The 263-nt window shown below is 35.4% G+C and carries 1 pseudogene; it reads left to right on the top strand.

Going from position 1 to position 263, the window contains the following annotated elements:
- Window positions 1-263: pseudogene (locus tag A500_RS20930) on the top strand (penicillin binding protein PBP4B); the annotation flags it as partial.

Genomic DNA, 263 nt, shown 5'->3' with positions numbered 1-263 from the left:
AATATAGTTTATAATCCGTTACAAAAGGGCTTCGATAAAGATAACATAGCAGCAACAGAGCTAAACGGAAACACAAGAGATGGAGCTATAAGTTTTGAAAATATTCGTGATTATACACTTCAAGGAGAAGTACATGATGAAAAGGCTTATTACTCAATGGACGGAGTTTCAGGGCATGCAGGATTATTCTCAAATGCAGAAGATTTAGCCAAATTAGCTCAAGTTATGCTAAATGACGGCGGATACGGAAATAATAAATTCTT

Source organism: Clostridium sartagoforme AAU1 (genome assembly GCF_000401215.1).
In the GTDB taxonomy this organism is placed as follows: domain Bacteria; phylum Bacillota; class Clostridia; order Clostridiales; family Clostridiaceae; genus Clostridium; species Clostridium sartagoforme.
The sequence above is the reverse complement of the archived record's forward strand: the minus strand, read 5'-3'. Positions and strand labels throughout refer to the sequence as shown.